The organism is Aureispira sp. CCB-E, from assembly GCF_031326345.1.
Classification (GTDB): Bacteria; Bacteroidota; Bacteroidia; order Chitinophagales; family Saprospiraceae; genus Aureispira.
The window spans coordinates 6,059,657-6,082,242 of the sequence record NZ_CP133671.1; the positions used below are offsets into that span (position 1 = coordinate 6,059,657).

13 protein-coding genes are annotated in these 22,586 nt (G+C 36.7%); 6 read left to right on the forward strand and 7 right to left on the reverse strand.

Features of this window, described 5'->3' with window-relative positions; genetic code table 11:
- Positions 1-25 precede the first annotated feature (25 nt).
- On the forward strand, positions 26-1,618 hold the full coding sequence (locus QP953_RS23590) for an OmpA family protein (protein WP_309553150.1): 1,593 nt from the start codon (positions 26-28) through the stop codon (positions 1,616-1,618).
- A 66-nt stretch (positions 1,619-1,684) separates the two neighbouring features.
- Here QP953_RS23590 and QP953_RS23595 read toward each other — a convergent pair whose 3' ends face one another.
- The 4 genes from QP953_RS23595 to QP953_RS23610 all read right to left on the reverse strand — a co-directional run bounded on the left by QP953_RS23595 (position 1,685) and on the right by QP953_RS23610 (position 8,256).
- Positions 1,685-3,856, reverse strand: coding sequence for a T9SS type A sorting domain-containing protein (locus QP953_RS23595; protein ID WP_309553151.1), 2,172 nt, complete (start codon positions 3,854-3,856; stop codon positions 1,685-1,687).
- Between the two features lie 308 nt (positions 3,857-4,164).
- Entirely contained in the window at positions 4,165-4,791 is a 627-nt protein-coding gene (locus tag QP953_RS23600) for a chloramphenicol acetyltransferase (protein ID WP_309553152.1), read from the reverse strand.
- A 128-nt stretch (positions 4,792-4,919) separates the two neighbouring features.
- Entirely contained in the window at positions 4,920-6,953 is a 2,034-nt protein-coding gene (locus QP953_RS23605) for a transglutaminase domain-containing protein (protein WP_309553153.1), read from the reverse strand.
- 172 nt (positions 6,954-7,125) lie between these two features.
- The gene (locus QP953_RS23610) at positions 7,126-8,256 is read right to left on the reverse strand and encodes a hypothetical protein (protein ID WP_309553154.1); all 1,131 of its coding nucleotides are present in this window, start codon (positions 8,254-8,256) and stop codon (positions 7,126-7,128) included.
- Between the two features lie 329 nt (positions 8,257-8,585).
- Here QP953_RS23610 and QP953_RS23615 point away from each other — a divergent pair, with 329 nt between their 5' ends.
- The 3 genes from QP953_RS23615 to QP953_RS23625 all read left to right on the forward strand — a co-directional run bounded on the left by QP953_RS23615 (position 8,586) and on the right by QP953_RS23625 (position 13,517).
- On the forward strand, positions 8,586-10,988 hold the full coding sequence (locus QP953_RS23615; protein ID WP_052593019.1) for an endonuclease MutS2: 2,403 nt from the start codon (positions 8,586-8,588) through the stop codon (positions 10,986-10,988).
- Positions 10,989-11,313: 325 nt separating this feature from the next.
- Positions 11,314-12,297: a hypothetical protein gene (locus QP953_RS23620; protein WP_052592950.1), complete on the forward strand. Its 984-nt coding sequence runs from the start codon at positions 11,314-11,316 to the stop codon at positions 12,295-12,297.
- A gap of 5 nt (positions 12,298-12,302) precedes the next feature.
- Complete coding sequence (locus QP953_RS23625; protein WP_309553155.1) at positions 12,303-13,517, forward strand: T9SS type A sorting domain-containing protein; 1,215 nt, start codon at positions 12,303-12,305, stop codon at positions 13,515-13,517.
- 82 nt (positions 13,518-13,599) lie between these two features.
- Here QP953_RS23625 and QP953_RS23630 read toward each other — a convergent pair whose 3' ends face one another.
- Positions 13,600-15,474 (reverse strand): BamA/TamA family outer membrane protein, encoded by a 1,875-nt coding sequence (locus QP953_RS23630; RefSeq protein WP_052592946.1) that lies wholly within the window; start codon positions 15,472-15,474, stop codon positions 13,600-13,602.
- Between the two features lie 199 nt (positions 15,475-15,673).
- Complete coding sequence (locus tag QP953_RS23635; protein ID WP_309553156.1) at positions 15,674-16,786, reverse strand: DUF547 domain-containing protein; 1,113 nt, start codon at positions 16,784-16,786, stop codon at positions 15,674-15,676.
- A gap of 414 nt (positions 16,787-17,200) precedes the next feature.
- On the opposite strand from QP953_RS23635, the gene QP953_RS23640 reads away from it, so the two are divergent.
- Positions 17,201-17,581, forward strand: a complete 381-nt coding sequence (locus tag QP953_RS23640; protein WP_052592942.1) for a hypothetical protein — start codon at positions 17,201-17,203, stop codon at positions 17,579-17,581.
- A gap of 210 nt (positions 17,582-17,791) precedes the next feature.
- Complete coding sequence (locus QP953_RS23645) at positions 17,792-19,888, forward strand: hypothetical protein (RefSeq protein ID WP_309553157.1); 2,097 nt, start codon at positions 17,792-17,794, stop codon at positions 19,886-19,888.
- Between the two features lie 81 nt (positions 19,889-19,969).
- Here QP953_RS23645 and mutS read toward each other — a convergent pair whose 3' ends face one another.
- Positions 19,970-22,552 (reverse strand): DNA mismatch repair protein MutS, encoded by a 2,583-nt coding sequence (gene mutS / locus QP953_RS23650; protein ID WP_408913550.1) that lies wholly within the window; start codon positions 22,550-22,552, stop codon positions 19,970-19,972.
- Positions 22,553-22,586: the final 34 nt, after the last annotated feature.

Sequence of the window (22,586 nt, forward strand, 5' to 3'; positions counted from 1 at the left end):
ATCAAAAATCACCTAAATAATAATTATGGCAACATCAATAGATAAGATTCAAGAATTGGAGGATGAACTACAATACATGGATGATAAATTATGCTATTATGGAGAATTATTTAACGCTGATGGCTACATTAGTGACGAAGAAGACAAAAAGCTAAAAAAAATGCAAGCTTCTATCGAAAAAGCAAAGGCAAAATTGGCTAAACTAAAGCAAATAAAACGTTCCAATAATAGAAAACTAAACGCTGCAAAAGCGTTGATTGCTGAATTGGAAAATGTATTTGTAGAAAGCAATTTAGAACTAACACCCTACACCAAACTACAAGACTACTCTATGGATATTGCAACCATTTCAGGTCGCATCAAAGCTAGTGGTGTTCTAGAACGTAAAGCACAGAAAATAATCGATCGCTTAGATGATTGGGACAAAAAGATTCATCAAGCAATTGATAAAAAAGTAGCTCTTATTCAGCAGAAAAAAGAAAAAAGCAAGACGAAGAAAAAAGAAAAGCAAAAAAAAGTAAAAGAAGAACCTTATTCGGAGACTCCTATCCAATCGACGTTAGGTAGTTTTTCTATTATAGCAGAGGCAAATGTCTTAGTTACCTGTTCAAACGGCAAAAAAATCACAAGATCTATATCTGATGCATATAAAGACGACAGCATTACGCTCCCTCAAAATACAACAGGAAGTATTACTATAGAGTTGAAGTTCATCTTATCACATGGTGATACAATCATCAACACGTTTACTCGTTACGAAACCATTAGTACTCATTACGAAGTTCAAGGCAATGGTACTATTAGTATCAATGCACTAAAAACATATTCTCAATTCAATCGAGAGAATATTTTTGCCTCTATTATCAAACAAATATTAGTACTTGGCAAGCTTCATCCTGATGACAAAAAATTTACAAATGAACTAAAGAAATTGATTACCAAAATCAATCAACAAACAATAACAATTGACACCTCTGCTGAATTAAATAACAATACGATAGTTTTAAAAGCCCAAGCTTCTGTTGACAGTAATAATTTAGACATGGGAGCATCTATTGGTATTGCATCTATTGATTATTCTGCTATACTGTTTAAAGGATTTGAGTTAAATATGCAAATCCCTATTATTTTTAAGGCTCAAAAGCCTAAAAAAGAGACCGATAACTCCTCCATAAAATTTGAAAAAAATGAAGTTACTCTAGACAAAGGCGATAAAAATCAATTGCATCGGCTAATTGTTGAAGATTTTTCAAAATTAGTAGCCACCAAACTAAAAAAGGACTTCCCTCATAAAACATTCTCTACACAAGAAATTAGCATGATTAGGGACTTAACGCTAAAACAAAAAAATGATGAGTACTACTCCATTTACCTTGAAGGCACAACAAGCTGTGAAGGTAGTGAAGAGATTAATAGAAAAATTTCAAAAGGCAGGCAAAATAGTGTCAAAGAGTACTTGATAGAGCTTGGTGTTGAGCCATCAAATTTTGTATTAAGTCCTCCAATTGGAGAACTAAAATGTAGAAAATATATGGGCAGTGATGAAAAAGAAAAAGACAACCCCAAAGAAGTCAGCATTGTCCTTTCATTAAAAAAATTAAAAATGCTCTCTGAGTAATAAAAAAAGAAGCCATATCAAAGGATATGGCTTCTCATTTATACTAAAAGTATCTTGGTATTCATGCTATTCAATAATCAACTTTGTAGTTGTCATTTCTGCACCAATATTGAAGTTCATCATATAAACACCTTTCGCCAATTCAGTAGTATTCAATTCAACTCTTTCTGATTGAATATTACCTAAGTTTTTCTCCAAAACAGTTTGTCCTGTAACGTTAACGATACGGATAGAAACATCATTGGCTACTTGCATATCCAAATCTACAAATACAGTTGTGCGAGCAGGATTTGGGAAAACAGATAGACTGTTCAATACCTCAAGGTCATTTATACCTACAATTGTTACAGTTACATTAGAAACAGAAGTACATCCATTCGCATCGGTAACAGTAACACTATAAGTAGTATTGTTCGTCAATCCTGTTGCAGTAGCTGTTGTTTGATTCGCAGCAGCGGCATCCCATTGGTAAGTGTATCCAGGAGTTCCCCCTGCTCCAGAAACAGTAGCTGTACCATCTCCATTATCTAGAATTGTAGAGGTTAACAATGTTGGCTCATTTACAGTCAAAGTAGATCCAACAACCGTACATCCATTAGCATCTGTGCTTGTAACAATGTAGCTACCAGCACTCAATCCTACGATAGTATCTGTTGTAGCAGAGTTGCTCCATAGGTAAGAATATGGTGCAGTTCCTCCTGTTACAGTAGTAGAAGTAGTTCCATCAGTACCTCCATTACAAGATACATCTGTAACAGCATTTCCAGTAGCAACCAATGCCGTTGGCTCTGTCAAAGTAACAGTAGCAGTAGCAGCACAGTTTGCAGCATCAATGATAGTTACACCATATGTTCCCGCAGCCAAGTTAATTGCTGTAGCCGTTGTTTGGTTAGCAGCAGCGGCATCCCATTGGTATGTATAGGGTGTTGTTCCATTGGTACCTGTTGCAAGTGCTGTTCCATCAGCACCTCCATTACAAGAAATATCAGCACCGTTATAGTTAGAACTTACAGCTGCTCCAAGTGTTGGTGATACAGGGTTGTCAACTACAAATGTATCTGAACCTATACAACCCTCTGAATCAGTAAATGTTGCCATATAAGAACCTGCCGCCAAATTGGTTGCTGTAGCCGTTGTTTGGTTAGCAGCAGCGGCATCCCATTGGTACGTATATGGTGCTACCCCTAATTGTGGACTTACTGTCGCAGTACCTGTTGCTTGATCACAATTAGACACCGTTGTATTCGTTGTTGTCGTTAAAGTAATTGGTGCTAAAACAGTTGTGTCACTTGCTGCACAGAAAGTATTCCATCCTAAAATTGTATCGTACTGAATAACGGTATATGGTGGAGGTGTTGTATACGTATGTGTCGTATCAATAACTTTTGTTACAGGGTTTCCTTCTCCTAAGTCATAAGCATAAGATACAGCTAATGCATTAAAGAAAGCTGCTCTATTGTACATTGGATCTGTTAAAATAACAGACGAATTATCGGTAAATGTCACAACTCCAGCAGCACACATATATGATCTACTTGAAGTAAATGAAGAGGTCAAATCATAGCTAACATGTGGGTAAACCAAAACATCTGCATCCAATGCCGCTCCTCCAATGCTAATAACGTATGAATTCAACCAGTTTCCTCCAATATTTGCTCCAGATAGCCATTGTTGTCTACCATCGCCACTAGTATAGTCATTGTATACTAGACCAACGCCATTGGGGCTATTGTTCTCAATTACAACACAATAAGGTTGTGTCATAGTTATGGGTGTTGTGAAATTTGCTGTTTTTTCAAGAACAGCTAATGAACCTCCACCAAAAGTAGTATCTACAGGTACGTTAACAGTAGCTAATGGTGCCCCTGTAGGCAAAGAATCTGCTCCTGCCAAGTAAATAGATACAGGAACATTCGCAGAAATACCTCCTGTTGCATCTGATTTAAACGCATAAAATGTTGCACCACTTATAGTAATTGCTTGTGCAGCATTAAAATACTGAGATGCCGCTTGTGCAGATGTTGCATTATTTAAGGTAAGAATACGTAAACCTGTTGCTTTTGCCAATGTAAACTCTATCGTGTCCACACAGTTCAAGGTCGTTGCTTCAGGTGCATTCGAAAAAGTAGATAATTGAGGTTGAAATGAAATTGTTTTGTTAATAGGTTGTAGGTTTTGTGCCATAGATACTGACGCAAATACAATACACAATAAAATAGTGATTAAAGGTCTTGTCATTTTCTTAGTTTTAAAGTGGTTTGTTAGTGAATGATTAAAATTGATACAACTCATCTTATCTTAAATCGGTCACAAAGATATTATATTAAAACTAAAAAGTCCAGTTTGTTTTTTTTAAAGGAGCATATTTAACACTTCAATATTTCTAAATAAAAAGGGGAAGCCCCATCTACGCTTTACTAGAGGATGGTTTATTTTTTTGTTATTTTTTTTTGTTTTATTTTTAAATTAGTTTGTTGGCACTAAATTCCTCCTTCAATTAAGCCTCTAGCAACAACAAAACACACAACCAACTACTAATCAGCATCTTAAACAAAGTTTAAATTTTCTTTTTGCAAACGTTCGAATAGCTGACCAACATGAAAGCCATCCACCAAAGCATGGTGAACCTCAACAGAAAGCGGCATTTTTAGCTCATTTCCTTCTTTAAAATATTTCCCAAAAACAAAACGAGGGATACTATCTTCCATTCCTGTTTTTCGAGCATGTTGAACCCCTGTAAATGATACCCAAGGTAACGCAGAAACATATATTACATTAGGTTCTCCATGTGGCACAAAACCTCTTTCTTTTTTTTGACGTTCAACATCTGCTTGGCTTTTAACAATAAAATCCCTAAGATTTTCTTTATAGGCTACGGTTCCATACATAAAGGTTTCGTCTTCTAACAAAATTGTTACTCCACTATCAATGCTTGTATATTCGTATACATCTCCATGATAAATTCTATATCTGAACTCAGGAATTGTTTGAATCACTTTTAACAAAGTATGCAACATAGTATAAAAATACGGCAGTTGATTTGTCTTTGTATACGCATAAAGTTCTGTTACGTTGATATTAGCGGTTATGTTAAAGAAAGGTTGATCAAAGGTCTTAAAAAACTCGTATTGAGGCAATCGTTTCCAAGTCGCTAGATTTATTTTTTTAGCCATCGTCATAGTGGTATTTTATATAAATGGATTCGAATCTCCCAATTAAATTACAATCAGGATTAGCATATTATTAGTTTTTTCTATTAGACTTATATCATCTGTTGGTGTCCTGTCAAACAAACCATGCACTAAGATTGTGCAGCGATTATCATTCGTTTAATCTTAGTAATCTTTTGAAGTATCAAATGTATTTTTGCGTTTTCAGCTTGACGAATATGTTGGCGATACTCCATGTATTTTACATGTCGATAATGTTCCAAGCGATTATCACTCCAAAAAACCTGTATGGTCTGATGCATATACTGAATTTCATTTTCCAACCAACGAATTAATCTCTGCTGAAATCCTAGGCAATTTTTTAACTGCTCTTTATATTGTAATAATTTGTTTTCTAAGTTTACGAATACACCAATAGAATATTGCAGCGTATTTGCCCTTTGAGTCTTACGACTTCTTTCTTTTTGTAACAATTCTAATTGATTATCGATCAACTTACAATACAATTGCATTCTTTTTTGAGAAGCTAATTGTTTTTGGTACAAAGTAAGCAAAAAGGTGTCGATAATAACCTTGTTAATACTATCTGCCCGTGAGAGGCTCTTCTTAAACCAACCTTTGTCCAATACCTGAGCATCCTCATACACCAAGGACAACGCTAATTTTTTTTGATCAACAATTTGTCGCAGAGCTTTTAAATTTCCTCGATGAATATGCATAACCAACTGTTCTTTAGGATAAATAATCTCTTGTATTTTTTCGTCTAAAAACTGCAATAAAGAATCTTTTTGAACCATCAAGGCATTCGCCACTTCTTCTAAGGAATCTAATGTTTGATGTAATAACACATTCCGAGGAGCATGGATAATAGAATTTTGAATTGCTATTTCAGAATTCGCTTTGTCCATATTGTTAAATCTAACTCTTTGCCTTTTTTTATGACGCAAGTGCTTTTCTACCAATTGCTGACTATTCAAATTATCATTTTCAATTTTTACAATTAATGCCTCCTGTTCTGTATTTTTTTGAGAACGCTTTTGCAGCTGCTGAATATGCCCTCTATTGCTGTCAAACAAACGTTTTTTCCACGCCCAACTTTGTGCCATTTTGTTCTTATATTCTTGATTATTATCTTCAACACTCTGACGCAAAGCTATTTCGGCAATATTAGCATAGTCTGCCATTCTTTGCAAATAGCGCTTTGAGGCGATTAAGGCACTCGTTTGAGGATCATAAGTCGCACGAAACAAACTATCTAAAGCTAGATAATAAAGGTATCCTTTTACTTGATGATTGCTAGAGTTAATAGCATGCGCCTCTTGGGCTTCCAACAACCATTGCTCTATTTTAGATTGTTGAATAAATGCATCAATAGCGGGGTTACTCTGATAGGTTTTGGGAAACCAAGACAAATGACTATGAATGGCCCATCCCCCCGCTTGATATGCCTCAAAGGCAAGTGGTTGCTTGAGCAATTGATACCTTTTTAAGTTTGGGAAATGGGTAAAAATAAATTCATCAGGAGCAACAAACAACCAAGCAGGGTTAAATTTTTGAACATACTTAAATCGAGGAATTATCCTACCATTAAATAGTTTGACTATTCCTTTGGCAAATACCTGTTGTTGACACTCTATGCGACCACTAGCATAGGTCAAATCTATCAAATGCCAATGACCATTAATTTGAACGATTGACCAACTATGTTCAGCACGATACAAAGTATCTTTGGAGAAGAAATCAAATCCTTTGGTATAACCATTTACAATAGCAGCTTGTATTCCAACACTACCACACATATCTTTGAATAATTGAGCGTATTCATGACTCAAAGCTTTTTTGGAGCGCAAAATCTCTACAGAAGTTTTTTCTGATAGCAAACGCTGTTTAAATGCTTGATAATTGTATTGAATATTCGTAGCAATCCAGTAAGCTATTGAAAGTACTTTTTGATCGTCTCTTTTATAATTTTGGGTCAAATAAGTAGCTAACGTTATAGGATTTTTAGTAAATGATTGTGGTATAGATTTGCTTTGTTTATAAATTTCTAAGGTATCTAAAACTAATGTATCTTGTGCCTTACTCTCTTCAAACAATACAATCAGCCCTCCTATTAAAAAATACTTTAGAAGCACAATTGCTTTAGATTGAAAAAGACATCTCATTGACGCAGTTGTTTTGTTAGATCGTAGTTTATTGATTATTTGTAAGATTGTTATCGCTTCGTTAGCAATGGTACTACTCCACGTGGCTTCAACAAACTTAAGTACATTGACAACAAAAAAAGCCACCAAATAATGTGATCAAAAACGCCCCAAATATTCTTACACCTCTCACTTAAAATACAAGTTCAAACTCTTGAATACCAAAACTCTTTCCGTTAATTTGTAATTCAACTTGATGTCTTCCTTCGTATAAAACCCTTGTACTCAACTGCTGAAACAATTGTTTTTTCTTAAGTTGAATGGACTGGTGCCCTTCCAATTCTAACACTTTTAACTTAAACACTTTAGGTGCTTGGCTTCCATTTGCTTTTTTAAAATGAATGATATAGTCCACTACTAACCGTTGAGAGTAGGCACTTTGGGATTCTATATCAAAAGAAAAAACAAGTTGCTCACCCAACTTCAATTGTTGTTTCTCCAAGGCAAAATGCTGCACTTTAACTTCAGGATTGTTGGAAAAACCCAAAATTTTTAAAGCACCAGCATCTCCAGCTTTCACCAAGGTTCTCAATGCGTGCTTGGTCAACCATACTATTTTAGGATTAGGTTGCTTATTCCATCCTTCTAAATGAGCAAGTACTAATTCTTTCCGATCTTTTGTCAAATCGTTTAGATGATTGGCTACCGACCGCCTCACATACAATTCAGGGTCATTCCTCAGCATTGCTAACAAGTCCATAATGACAGTATAATCATCATCGTACACCGTAACCCTAGGTGCCCAAGGCAAACGTGGACGTGTTCCTTCTGAAACTAATCGGCGAACATGCTGATTATCATCTTTGACCCATGTTTGCAATTTGCCAATCATTTGGAGAGGAAATTTATTTAAAAATGGTCGTATGGCAAATTCCGCACTAAATCGCTTCGTCATTTCATATAAAAACTGCGTAGACAGCTCAAAATGTTGTGCATCCAAACCATAACGACTGACATATACCCCATGCGGCATATACATAAATGCATTTTGCCCTGTAAAGTCAGGAGCATCCAACTGTTCGCCAAAAGAATCCAATAAAATTTGTCCAGCCAATTCAAAATCCTTGGGTAACAACTCATAAAGTACGTCTGCAATCAAATTAGCTCTATCTTTAAAAGCTAAACTAGATAGCTTCGTAAGTACTCTTTTTTCTAACTGTTTTACATCAAAATCTTGCCACACCTTCTTTATATCATGCCCAATCTTTTTAACCGTCTGGGCATTAATCACCTCACTAAATTCAAATTTCTTCTCTGGTTTCATTATTAATTATAACTTGAACATCGCTCCCTTGAATATAGAAAAACTAAAAAAGCAGCGGAGTGTTACCTAAACACGAATGGATTAAATGAAAGCTACAACTTCTTTCATAAAAATAATTAATTTCTACTAGAAGTGAACTATTTTTGCAGTAGATGTTTTTAAACTGTGAGGCATTGCTATTAGAGTAACTTAATAATAGTGCTTCTATCAATACAGATGTTACTCCATTTTACAATTCAACTCTTTTAAGTGAACACCTACATTGATTCTTAGTAGAATTGAAATCTGTAACTTTAGGGCAACCAATTATGACAAAGCATAGATTAGAAATGAAACTTGCACCGAAAGATTTATACCAAACTTTAGAGTTTGACAAAATACTAGAATTAACTGAAGATTACTGCTACGGTACATTAGGAAAGGAATATTTTCAGCAATTAATTCCAAGTACGGAAGCTTCGCAAATTGAGCGTTGGCTTTTAGAGGTATTTGAATATACTCAAACGTATGAAAACAACCACAACTTTCCGATGAGTCAATATGCCAGCATCAACGATGATTTGCGTATGTTGAGCATTGAGGGCTACGTATTGTCTGTTGAAAGCTTGCGTAATGTAGCAAAAACGCTGTTGGTTTGTTATGGGATTTATGGCTTCTTTAGCAAACGAAAAAGCACCAAAACGCTTTATCCAACCCTCTTTGACATTATACGAGTAGCTGATTTTGACAAAGAATTGCTATCAGAAATACAGCGTGTTATTGATGAAGAAGGCAACATTCGCTCTGATGCCTCTCCCGAATTGATGCGCATTGCAAGAATGCAAAGTAGCAAGCGCCAAGAATTGGACAAAAAATTCCGTCAAATCATCGTCCATTATCAAAGCAAAGGTTGGCTAAAAGATAATATAGAAAGTTTTAGAAATGGTCGCCGTGTTTTGTCCGTTCCTGCTGAGCGAAAACGTCAAGTACGAGGTATTATTCACGATGAATCCGCTTCAGGAAAAACCGTTTTTATAGAGCCAGAAGGGGTTATTGATCTAAACAACGACATTTTTGACCTAGAACGAGACTATCAACGGGAAATTTATAACATACTAAGAGCATTAAGTGATCTCTTACGCCCTTATATTCCTCAATTGCAGCAATATGAACAAATTATTGTTCGCTTTGATACCATCCAAGCAAAAGCGCAAATAGCGATTCAGCTAGAAGCTACAAAGCCCAAAGTTTTGTTGACACCTCATTACAAGATGCGCAATGTCGTTCATCCCTTATTATCCATCAAAAATAAGCAAACGGGTACACCAACAGTTCCTTTTCATTTACACTTTAAGAAAGGCGTTCGTATTTTGGTCTTAAGTGGTCCTAATGCTGGTGGAAAATCTATTTGTATGAAAGCCGTTGGCTTAATCCAGTTGATGCTTCAAGCGGGTATGTTAATTCCAGCTAATGAAGGAGCTGAGATAGGTATCTTCAATCAAATTTTTGCCGATATTGGTGATCAACAATCTTTGGAAGATGAGTTGAGTACCTATAGTTCTCGTTTGCAAAATGCTCGTTTATTTATGGAGTTGGCAGATGACAAAACGTTGGTATTGATTGATGAGTTTGGTTCTGGTACAGATCCTAAAATGGGGGGAGCGATTGCAGAAGCTGTTCTAAGAGATTTGAATCAGAAAAAAGTCTACGGTGTTATTACCACCCACTATTCCAACCTTAAAGTTTATGCTTTTGAGAACAAAGGGCTAGTCAATGGCTCTATGATTTTTGACAAAGATACCCTCTCTCCTACGTATCAAATGAAAATTGGAAAGCCAGGTAGTTCTTACGCTTTTGAAATTGCGTCTAAAAGTGGCTTGCCCAATCACGTAATCGGCTACGCTCGCCGCAAAGTTGGCAAACAAAATCACAACTTGGATGAAATCTTGGTCGATTTGCAGCGAGAACGACAAAAAGCTGTAGAGGCGCACGAGCAAGTTCTAGAACATCAAAAACGATTGGATCAACTGATCAAAAACTATGAGTCGGCCTTTAGAGATTTGGAGTTCTCTCGTAAAAAATTAAAGCTTCAAATTAAAGAGCAAGAATTGGTTGAAACCGAAAAGACCAACAAAGCACTTCAAAAAGTTTTAAGAGAACTCAAAACGGCTTCTAACAAGGAAAAAGCTGCCGAAAAAGCCAAAAAATTGCTCGACAAAGCACAGGAAGAACGCAAGCAAATGGTCGAAGATGTAAAAGGCGTCAAAGAAGGAATTTATGAGGTGTACGAACAAGAAGATGATGGTGTCATTGAAGAAGGCTCTTATGTCAAATTGCGCTCTGGCGGTGGAATGGGAATCGTTAAGGAAATCAAGAAAAAAGAAGCAAAGGTAGAATTAGGCAACCTTCATTTGATGGTTAAATTGAGAGACTTGCAGTTGATTAAAAATCCAATTTTAACGCATCGAACGGCTATTGTCAAAACAGACACCTTAAACAAAAATGCCCACTTTGATCCTAAAATTGATATTCGAGGGATGCGTTATGAAGATGCTTTGGAAAGAATTCAAGAATTCATGGATAATGCTTTAATGGCTAGTGTCAACGAGGTTCGAATCATTCATGGAAAAGGATCGGGTGCCTTGCGCAAGGTCGTTAATAGGAAATTAAGAGAATATAAAAATATCGTACGTTCTTATCATCCTGAACCCAATCAAGGGGGCGATGGCCTGACGATTGTAGAGTTGGGGTAACCCAATATAATTAGCTTTCTAGGTTGAACAATCACTTAGAAAGCTTTTTTTTATCCGTAAACCAACGTTTGTATTGCCTACTTTTTATTCTAATTTCTTCTCTTACTCCAAAGCAAATACTTACTCTTGCCGTCTACTAACTATAACTTCTCCCCTACTTCAAGCACCTATCTTCTATTCTCAACGAATATAGATTTAAAGCTGACGGATAAAGCCTTTTCGTTGACGAATAAACATACATCAATTTTCAAATATTCATATACCTTAACTTTGACAGTGAATTAATTTTTATTCGAAATAACTTTAATTAAAACATCAAAGGATTATGAATTTTAAACAAATAATGATCGTTTTAGGAATTGGGCTGATGAGCCAAAATCTATTTGCTCAATTTACAGACGCTACCTTTACGGGCAAAATATCTGTTGGAAGTGGCTTTTTCCCAAGCGCACCCGCTAAAGTCAGTATTTTTAAAACGCACACAGGATTACCCGCTTCAGGCGCTCCATTTACAAGCTATACAACAGGCTTGCAAATAACCCATCGCTTCTCAGGTACAGGTTCTTCTTATACCAATTATGTTTGGGATATGGGCGCGAACTACAGAGGCTTGCATTTCCATCATGGCAATATCAACCAAACCGTAATGAGCCTGACCAACGATCGTCAAGTAGGTATTGGATTAAACAACCCCAATGCAACATTGCATGTTAGGAATTTTAATGGCACTAGACTAGACGCTCATATAGAAGGATTTACGCTGCTAGATGGCAATCAAGCCTCACTGCTATTAGGTGCAGAAACAGGAGCAAGTCATGGCGAATGGGGTATTGAATACAATCCTCATGCAAAGGGGCTTAACATATGGAAGCCTTATGGTGGGACTACAGGATATGCAGGCACCAACTACCACTTGTTTATTCGCAATGATGGAAAAGTTAGTATAGGTCTTGATCCAACTGCTAGTTCAACATTCAATGGAGATTACAAACTATATGTGGACAAAGGAATTTTGACAGAAAAACTAAAAGTAGCTCTCAAAAATACTACCGACTGGGCGGATTATGTTTTTGCAGACAATTATCAATTAATGCCTTTGGATCAAGTCAATGCCTTTGTCAAAGAACACAAACACTTACCTGGTGTTCCTAGTGCAGAAGAAGTGCAAAAAGAAGGTATTGATGTGGCTAAAATGGATGCTAAGTTGTTAGAAAAAATAGAAGAATTAACGCTTTATATGATTCAACTAAAAGAAGAAAATAAAGCCTTAAAAGCAGAAGTGGAAGTATTGAAAAATAAAATTAAGTAAGCACTATGAAAATTATTATGTATAAACTAATTAGTTTGTTTCTACTGGGGCTTGCTTGTAATAATGTGTGGGCTCAAGAAGCAACCATAGAGGGTCCAACAGAGATTTGCCCATCCAATTTTATTGTTAATAGCTATGAGCTCATGCATACTTGTGATGCCATAGACAGTGTCGATTGGCAACTTGATTATCCTGTGTCGATTCTCTATGCAGGTACTAATCCAGTAACGCTCACTTGGTCTACAACAGCAGCGTCTAACGAGGCAACATTAACCGTTACCTATGTTTGTGTGGATCTTGATGATAGTGGCAATGTCGTAAGTACTCAAAGGGATACGGTAGAGTTGGATATTACCATCCTAAATATTAATGAGCCCGTTATTACCTCTTCAAGCATTGTCGAATTAGCTTGTAATGAAACAGAATTCACCGTCAATGTTAGTAGTCAACCAGGTTCTGAGGTCTACTCGGTTACTCATCCTGATTGTTTTGGCTATACATACGACGCTGCTAATTCTCAATTCAATTTTACAACAGATAATGCAGCTAGTGGAGAAATTTGTATTACGGTTTATCATCCAGAATGTGGAACATCCAAAACAGAGTGTATTACAGTAACTAGAGCTTGCGAAGATAACTTAACTTTTTCTGGAGCATCGCCTATCACAAACAGCTATAACTCTGTTAACAACTATATTACAGCGTCTGATGTATCAACTACCTCTTTTTCTAAATTAGAATTTAAAGCGGGCAAAGCTGTTTTGTTGCAACCTGGCTTTTATGGTAATGAAGTGTTTTTGGCGCATATAGGACCTTGTGCTTGCCTACCCGATGGAACAACAGGTTGTTTTCATGGAAAAGCAGTACAAGACAATTCTACAAGTGTAAGTTCTGCGCAAAGCGATTTGCAAACAGCTGGTACAACTTCCAATTCTACTACGAATCAAAATACTACCCTTCGTACTACAACAGAAATCACAAGCAATACACTCAGTATTTATCCGAATCCTTCAAAAGGAACCTTTACCCTCCAATTTCAAGCACAGCCTACTAATGCCAACATTCAAATTTTTGATATAATGGGTAGGGTTAGAAAAAATATTACTGCAAATCGTCCGTTGCAATCGATTGATGCTTCTGAGTTAGAGAATGGAGTTTATATAATTGTGGTATCCGATGGAGAACAGTTATTTAAAGAAAAAATTATTATTTCAAAATAGATCACCTCCTCCGCTTTAGCACATTGTAAAATCAAGTTACAGAGCAGCTATTCTTTTTAGCTGCTCTTATTTTATAGCTAGATTAGAACGAGTACACATATCCAAAATGTACTTTACTATTATTAAAAATAATTGGATTGCCTTGCTGTGTTCCAAGTGCATAGCTGAGGGCAAAAATGCCTACCTTGGTCTCTAGGGCAACGCCAACACCAAAGCCCACAGGAAAATCATTCAATTGGGTACTAATTGTATTTCGTTGAACATAAGCAACATCTCCAAATAGATAAGCATAAGAATTTCGCCCAAATAGAAATCGCCATTCCAACGTCAATACATTGTACCATGTTGCCAAAATTGCCTCTTCGTCAAAACCTCTCAACAATTTATTTCCTCCTATTCGATAAGTCTCATTATCATAAATAGGGTCTTTGGAAAGGATAATTCCTCCTCGATATCGAGCCATCAAAGTACTGGTTTTCCACAATTGAAAGAACTGACTGTGTTCTGCTAGAAATCGATACTGAAAGGTATTGGTGACTATTGTATCATACAAGGAGGCATAACTAAAGGTCGTATCCAAAGGATTTTCTATTTCTTCAATGGTATTATTTCGGCGGATTCTTTTCAAAGCAAAGCTAGCCACTAATTTACTCTCAAATCCTTTTCTAGGATTGTATTTATAATCTAAATTATCATAATAAAATTCTAACCCGAACGAGCTGTTATCAATATCAAGCATACTTGGCAATCGCCGAGTTGCCCGAATTAAGTTGGTGTCTATATTGATTAAATTAGTCGTCGTATTAATCCAAAATGCCTTAATATAACTATTCCCATTAAACAAATATTGCAACCCAACATCCGTTATAATATCAATATAAGAAGAATCTCGCTTGTATAATTTAAAGGAAAGATCTACTCCTAGGGGTGTTTTCAGCAAATAAGGCCAAGCAAATCGCACCAACAAATCGGAGGTTCCTAAGCTCAATTGTTGCCATTTCAATTGCAAGCGTTTGCCCGTTCCAAATGGATTGATCAAATCAATATCAATATTCCCTGTAAAATCAAACCGTTGTTGTCCTGTTACGGCATCTTTGCTAGGTAAAAAGCCAAGCAAAACATCTATTTTACTCGAAGGGCGGTCCATCAAAAACAAATTTAACTCTGCTTTATTGTCTCTAAATATGACATAAGGAGTTTGATAACTCGTTAAATATCGCAGGGCATTCATTCGATTTTGAACTTTCTGAACAAGTTTTTCGCTGTACAATTTTCCCTTTCGAATCCCTAAATAACTAGAGACAAAACCTTCTGTGATCCGAACTTTTTTCTTCCTTTTCTGCTTGGGCAAACGGCTCTTTCCCACAATCTTTAGTGCGTCAAAAAAGATAAGCGGTCCCTTTTCAAAATAAATGCGTGCCGACACTTCTTGCTCTACAATTCGAACACTATCAATATAGACTTGCGCAAATGGATAGCCATGATTTTCTAAATAAATCAATAACTTTTCTTGTAATGAGGCAACTTCTTTGTAATAAAAAGGTTGATCGGTGTACAGTCGCTCTTTAAATCCTACTGCTGCTAAAAAAGCATCGGTAACATTGCCATTTTTTAGATTCGCCCATTCGTAACGCTCTCCAACAAAAAGATAAGCTGAAAACTGAGTGCTATCATCTCGGAAAAACGTATCTATAGATGCTGTTAAATAAGCTTTGGCATGAAGCTGCTTTAAGATGTCTTGAAGTTTGTTTTGTATCTGGGCAGTATCTTCCAATTCATATTCAAACTGAATGCGTTGCTTTTTAAAAAAACGCTTGTCTTTGTCCAAGGAATACATCTTCAAAAGATACGCTTGCTCCACTTCTAATATTCCTACAGGAATACTATCCTCCACCTGTCCTAAGGATAAATAAGGAATAAAAAAGAGGAATATATATGCCAACCAATATTTAATCAATGTCTACAATACTTTTGTTAATATTTATTCTGCTCCACCTAACATTTCTCATTGCATAATCTTCATTCATACTTCATAGCAAACACTATTATTACTAACGAAAATAAGACAAAAACACGTTGGGATAAAACGTTAATTAAATAAAAAAGCTCTTAGAGTCATTATCTCCAAGAGCTTTTTTTTAGGATAAGTTGATTGTCTATTGCTTATTCAAGTTCCAATCGTATTCTTTGTACGAAACTTTAGCATTATCCTTAATGGTCGTTTCTGAATATTTTTGAAAATAAGGAACAACTTTATCGCTGCCACCAAAATCACCAGCATACCAATTAAAAATTTGAGAGGCTTCAATTTTTTTGGCACTAACTGTATTGTAGCTTGGGTTATTGATAAACGCTTTTGCTTGCTTGTCATAGTACCGTTGAATATTGTCTTCTGTCCATGCCTTATTTAATAAGGGCGGGCAAGATGCAGCAGCACAATTGACGGCAAAATGCACCCTAGGTTCCTTAAATCGTTTCAGTAATTTATCCTTTTCAATGTTATTTAAGGTAAGATTTTCGCCGTTAATGACAATTTTTTTCTTATCCCAAATTTTTCCCCCTTCCAATTTCATGATACTGCTAACAGGATAACTTTCTACAATTGAGTGAATGGTGATTGCATTATACATATTAATCCAATATGCCATTTCTTTATTTTTAGACCAACTGCTTTGAGGAGGATTGTTTTTTAACAACTCTAAATAACTAGCCAGCTTTGCTTTATCTTTTTGAAAACCTCCATAATTTACATTTCCACTACTATTGACATACTTGCGCAACAAAGCATCAAATACATCGTGGCTCAAAGCTGGTTTAGCAGGCTTTGGAGCAACACTAGTTGTTGATGTCGGTTTAGAAGTTGTTGTTGTAGTATTTGTAGTTGGCTTAGAGGAAGTCGTAGTCGTTGTTGTTGTAGTGGTTGTCTCTTCTACTTGTACAGGTTCTGGCTCTGGCTTTATCGGCTCATTTTTAGCCACCACATTGCTTTTATTCGTTGCTGGTGTAGGATAAACAATATCGGTTTGTGTACTGGAAACATTTTCGGGAGTAGGAGAAGCCGTTGCAGCATTCGTTGCTGCTTCATTGCCTATGATTTCTCCTTCTGGATGCTCTGTAGCACTAGTTGTAATTGCTACCGCAACATCCTCTGTTGGATCGGGTGTGCTTGTAAGTTCACTTTGTTTTGTATTATTTTCTGTTGTTTCTGACCCCGAGCACGCTATTGTAAACATGGTTACCAAAAACAAACTAAGCCATACTTGTTTCATAAAAATTAATATTAATTTGAAATTACCCATCCACTTATCTCAATAAGTGATCAGATTTTAATGTTAAAAATGGGGTAAGTCTTAAGGTGTGTCCCGAACCCTTTGGAAGATTCAATAAGATAATAATTTCCTGTTAATTCAACTAAAAATGTATATAGATTGTTTTAAAAATTAGTTTTTTCTAGGCTTTTCTTTAAACTACTTTGATAGATATTTAAATAAGCAAACAGAAGCTATTCAAATCAACTTCGGCTATTAAATATGCTATCCTTATGCCCTTGCATTCGCATTCGTCCCCAGCATTCATCGGCAAATTATAACTATATCTTCTACCTTTTGCGTATTTTGTTTAAGCATCTACACTCTTTAAATGCGCTTTTTATGTATTTCATTACCACTTTAAAACGTTAAATCATGTGTAACTTAAACCAAGGTTTCAAACTCTGTTCTTGTGATAGTGACCAATTAACTCCCGATGAAATTGGTTGGATTCTAGAACGTAAAAACGCTGTTAAACAAGCTAGCTCCTTAAGAGGCAAACCATTTATTTATAAAATGAATCAAAGTGAACAAGCACTAAAATCAGAAGTTGTCCAGCAATTAAACCAACGGAATTGCTTTGATTTTGATTATCAACCACAAGAAGACGATTTTCTAAGAATTAGGGGCAATAAGAAGTCCTTCTGGATGGCTTTTCGCTACCAACAAGGGCGTTGGGAAGAAGACGAAAGCACTAAATTTAATCGTTGGCGCCAGCAACTAGAGAATTACAACAAAGGAATTATTACCCATTAAATGAATGCTCAAAATCCCTCCACTAGAATATTCCTTTATTCCATCAAATCATCATTCCATCTCATCTACGTAATTTTACGGATAACTATATTCTGTCTTTTTACGGATAGCTAACGGAGTCTATTTCATCTAATTTTACATCAAAAAATCCCAAGATTAATATATTATTCTGTCAATGTTTTGACATTTTTAAAATCCAAACAAACAAAGATGAAAACCAATTCTCAAATTTTGCTTTCTTCAAAATTATATCTAGGCGATATAGATGGAGATTCCCTAAATGAACTCATTGAGGTCGATGGTCGACACATTCATATTTTTAAATGTGAACACGAACACAAACCATTACTTACACACAGCTTTCCTTCTCCCGTCAAACGCCTCATTATTGGCGATTTTGTTGTCAACGGAAGAGAAAAAGGCAAAGATCAAATTTTTGCTATTCTCGAAGATGGCAGCATTCGTGGTTATGCCATTAGCAACGACTTAACGGAAATGTGGTGGTGGTTTACACAACCTAATTTTATCAAAAATAGCGAACATTATCTCGTTGGTGACTTTGATGGTGATGGAGCAGATGAGATTATGGTTTATAATCGTAGTCGAGGAACGATTAAGCTTTACAAAAAAGAAGTCAACGGCGTTCTAAAAAGAATGACAGGTTACTCCTTAGGTAATTTAAGTAGTCATAATCTTAAAAACAAACTCTTACTAACTGGAAATTTTGGACAGGCTCGCAATCGGGATGATTTGCTCGTAATTGATAAAACAAATGGGCAAGTTAAGCGATTTGACACAGCTACCAATAGTCAAGGAGTTAAGACATTTTGGTGGGCATTTACCTCCAAAACCAAATTGTTCTCCAAAAACGACGATGTTATTGTTGCCAATCTAGATGGTAAATCAAAAGATGGTTTACTGATTCGAAAATACAGCACGGGAGCCTACAAATTGTTGGCATTAGAATACAATAATGGAAATTTGCGTATGGTAGAACACGTACAAAAAGGACAACTTCCTATTCGTGCCAAGAAAGGAGCTATTATAGCATCAAAAGTCAGAAATAAGAGTTTTAGATATGAACGAGGTGGTACTAACAGGGATGACATTTTATTCTTTAACTCCAAGAACAAAGAGTTCATTCGCACCGATGCTCGATTTAATAAAAATGCCTCGCAATTAACTTATTGGTGGGCTTACACCTCTAATCTCATTTTTGAGTCAAGACCTAGTGTCAAAAAACGTCCTTGGGCGATTATTCTTTGCCGATTTAAGGGTATGCCTGAAGTGCCTGCGGTAGAGCAATTTTTTAGAGAGATTTATACCCCAGGAACTGGAGGCTTGATTGAATACTGGGATGAGGTTTCGTTAGGAACAATTGATGTGAGTGGCTCGAAGGTCTTTGGTTGGGTAGAAGTCGATTTTAAACCAATGGATACCGACCTAAAAAGAGGCAAACTAATTGATGCAGCAATTGCTGCTTGTCGAAAAGTAGGCATTGACCCTGTTAACGGATTCCACAAACAACTTGCTGTGTTTACACATGATTTTTCTCATCCTGATGCGCCTTCTGGTATTAATTGGCGAGACTCTGTATGGGGCAAGTATTGGTTGGATGGTAGTGCCGATGGTCAAGGGCGAGTTTCTGCGCCACCGCATGGGCACAACGGCTCTTTCTTAGCACACGAAATGGGGCATGGAATGGGTTTCGACCACGATCTAGCCAAAGATCTCAAAACACATTACGGCGATAGAAACTGTATTATGAGTGCGATGGCTATCAAAACATTCAGCCATCCTAAATGGAACAAACCTTTTGGTCCTGCCATGAGTTTCCCTCAACTGGACATCAAAAATTTATTCTACAAAAGACGCATTTATACAGCAAGCAAATCTTGGGTCAACACCAATGGTACTTCTTTCTTTATGGCTCCTATTAATGACCGAAGAATCAATGCACATTTGGGGGCAAAAATACCAATCAACAGCTCTGGTTCTTGGTATTATCACCTAGAATATATGCGACCCAATGATTGGAACAAAGGTTTGGATGGTCCTGTATTGGTGATTAGGCGAATTGTTGGCAATACAGCGGCTATTTTAGGTGAAATAGCACTTCCCAAAACCTTACACGCCAAAAACTCATGGCGCGAACCATCTGGAAATGTACGGTTCGAAATTCAAAAAATACGATCGGATGAGCGGGTTATCAAAGTAAGCATTACCAAACCAAAACTCCGAACGGCACAATTTGCTCAACAATCCAAGAAACGCATTTCCAAAAGTCGTTCTAAAAAAGCTAAGTAAGCTCATCCATCCTGAGTTTTGCTATAGCCGCCTAGAGCAATCTAGGTGGCTATTATTAGTTCGTTTTCAAGCACAATTCCCTTAATCCAACAGTTTCTTCAACTCATCCAACTTCAACATACATTCAATCGGAGTCAAGCGGTTCAAATCAACTTCTTCCAATTGCTCCTTCAGTTCTGCCAAAACAGGATCGGGTGCAGCATCAAAGAAACTCAACTGCATAGCTGGTGCATTAATTTTTTTGATTTTTTCGTCCAAATCGCCTGCATCAATACTTTTTTGTTCTAATTGTCCTAAAATTTCGTTGGCTCGTTCCACCACATATCGAGGCATCCCCGCCATTTTAGCAACATGAATTCCAAAACTGTGCTTAGAGCCTCCTTCCTGCAACTTTCTTAAGAAAATAACCTTGTTGTTTAGTTCTTTGGTCGCCACATTGAAGTTTTTGATGCGAGGGAAACGCCCTGCCAACTCGTTCAACTCGTGATAGTGAGTAGCAAACAAGGTTTTGGGTGTTGCAATGTTATTATTATGCAAAAACTCTGCAATGGACCAAGCAATCGAAATACCATCATAGGTACTTGTTCCTCGCCCAATTTCGTCTAGCAAAATCAAACTACGCTCCGAGATATTGTTTAAAATGGAGGCTGTTTCGTTCATCTCTACCATAAATGTAGACTCACCAGAAGAGATATTATCAGAAGCCCCTACCCTAGTAAATACTTTATCAATCATCCCTAACTTAGCTTCTCTAGCAGGGACAAACGATCCCATTTGAGCCATCAAACAAATCAGTGCGGTTTGGCGCAGCAACGCAGATTTACCCGACATATTGGGTCCCGTTATCATAATAATCTGCTGTCCTTCATTGTCCAAATAAATATCATTGGGTACATACTCCTCTCCCAATTTTAATTGTTTTTCAATCACTGGATGCCGTCCTTCTTTGACATCAATGACCAAACTATCACTCATTTGTGGACGACAATAGTTATTAAGAATAGCAACTTTCGCAAAAGAAGCGAGGCAATCCAACTGTGCAATCAAAGCCGCATTCATTTGAATTGGGTGGATGTATTCTGTCAAGGCAAAAACCAAATCTTGGAACAAACGATTCTCTAAACTCAAAATTTTCTCCTCTGCTCCTAAAATCTTAACCTCTAATTTTTTTAAGTCGTCTGTAATATAACGTTCTGCATTTGTCAAGGTCTGTTTTCGTACCCAATGCTCTGGTACCAACCCTTTATTTTTATACTTATTTGTTACTTCTAGGTAATAACCAAAAACATTATTAAAACCTATTTTCAGATTGTCAATTCCCGTTTCCGCTGCTTCTGTTTGTTGAATGTTTAACAGATGTTGTTTGCTATTTTTGATAATATCTCGCAGCTCATCCAACTCATCAGATACGCCATCTGCAATAACGCCTCCTTTGTCTAGTTTTACAGGTGGTTCATCCACCAATTCCTTTCCAATACGATCTCGAATCATGGCACACAATTGTATGCGCTCCCCTATTGACTGAAGTTGTTTGTTTTCAGAAGCCAATAAAGCTTCTTTAATTGGTTCTAAGGCAATTAAGGCACATTCCAATTGCTTCATTTCTCTAGGAACAATTTTGCCAAGTGGCACCTTTGAGATCAATCGCTCTAAATCCCCTATTTGGCGTATTTGTGTATCCACCAAGGTAGCAATATCGCCATTATCAATAAAATGACGCACTACTTGATGTCGCGCTGTAACGGCATTTTTGTCCTTTAGAGGCAATATCATCCAACGTTTTAACAACCGAGTTCCCATTGGCGACACAGTTTGATCCAAAATATTGACCAAAGGCACCCCCGAGGCGTGGGGAGAATGTACCAACTCTAGATTTCGCACGGTAAACTTATCCAGCCAAACATAACGATCGGGTTGAATTCTAGCAATATTGGTAATGTGCTTTAGGTTGGTATTCTCTGTAGTCGCTACATAATGCAAGATAGAACCTGCCGCAACTTGTGCCAGTTCCAAGGCTTCTATACCAAACCCTTTCATAGAATTTACCTCAAACTGTTGCAATAATTTCTCTTGGCCATAGTCACTAGTAAACACCCAATCGTCTACGCCATATTGATAAAAACTATCTCCAAAATATTTGAGGATGTCTTTTTGACGAGCTTTCGCAAAGATAATTTCAGAAGGTTGAAAACTCTGTAGCAATTTATCTATATAACTACACGTTCCCTCACTAACCAAAAACTCTCCTGTAGAAATATCCAACAATGCCAAGCCAGTGTGTCCCTTTTTGCCAAAATGTATCGCTGCCAAATAATTATTACTCTTGTGGTCAAGAATTTTATCGTTTACCGTCACACCAGGCGTCACTACTTCCGTCACACCACGCTTGACCAATTTTTTTAACTTGCTTGGCTTTTCTAGTTGATCACAAACCGCTACTCGGTATCCTGCCTGTACCAATTTGGGCAAATATGTATCCAAAGAATGGTAAGGAAATCCTGCCAACTCTACTTTTGAAGAACCATTATTTCTAGCTGTCAATACAATTCCCAATACATTAGAGGCCGTAATAGCATCTGTCGAAAACGTTTCGTAAAAATCTCCTACTCTAAACAATAAAATAGCATCGGAGTATTTCGCTTTTAAGTCTTCGTATTGAGCCATCAAAGGCGTTTGTTTTCTTGCTTTGGTGGTGGTT

Bases quoted from the DNA above. Each gene is read 5' to 3' on its own strand.
- QP953_RS23600 (WP_309553152.1), bottom strand. From the start codon at position 4,791: ATGGCTAAAAAAATAAATCTAGCGACTTGGAAACGATTGCCTCAATAC.
- QP953_RS23645 (WP_309553157.1), top strand. From the start codon at position 17,792: ATGAAAACCAATTCTCAAATTTTGCTTTCTTCAAAATTATATCTAGGC.
- QP953_RS23615 (WP_052593019.1), top strand. From the start codon at position 8,586: ATGAAACTTGCACCGAAAGATTTATACCAAACTTTAGAGTTTGACAAA.
- QP953_RS23610 (WP_309553154.1), bottom strand. From the start codon at position 8,256: ATGAAACCAGAGAAGAAATTTGAATTTAGTGAGGTGATTAATGCCCAG.
- QP953_RS23640 (WP_052592942.1), top strand. From the start codon at position 17,201: ATGTGTAACTTAAACCAAGGTTTCAAACTCTGTTCTTGTGATAGTGAC.
- QP953_RS23595 (WP_309553151.1), bottom strand. From the start codon at position 3,856: ATGACAAGACCTTTAATCACTATTTTATTGTGTATTGTATTTGCGTCA.
- QP953_RS23625 (WP_309553155.1), top strand. From the start codon at position 12,303: ATGAAAATTATTATGTATAAACTAATTAGTTTGTTTCTACTGGGGCTT.
- QP953_RS23635 (WP_309553156.1), bottom strand. From the start codon at position 16,786: ATGAAACAAGTATGGCTTAGTTTGTTTTTGGTAACCATGTTTACAATA.
- mutS (WP_408913550.1), bottom strand. From the start codon at position 22,552: ATGGCTCAATACGAAGACTTAAAAGCGAAATACTCCGATGCTATTTTA.
- QP953_RS23590 (WP_309553150.1), top strand. From the start codon at position 26: ATGGCAACATCAATAGATAAGATTCAAGAATTGGAGGATGAACTACAA.
- QP953_RS23620 (WP_052592950.1), top strand. From the start codon at position 11,314: ATGAATTTTAAACAAATAATGATCGTTTTAGGAATTGGGCTGATGAGC.
- QP953_RS23605 (WP_309553153.1), bottom strand. From the start codon at position 6,953: ATGAGATGTCTTTTTCAATCTAAAGCAATTGTGCTTCTAAAGTATTTT.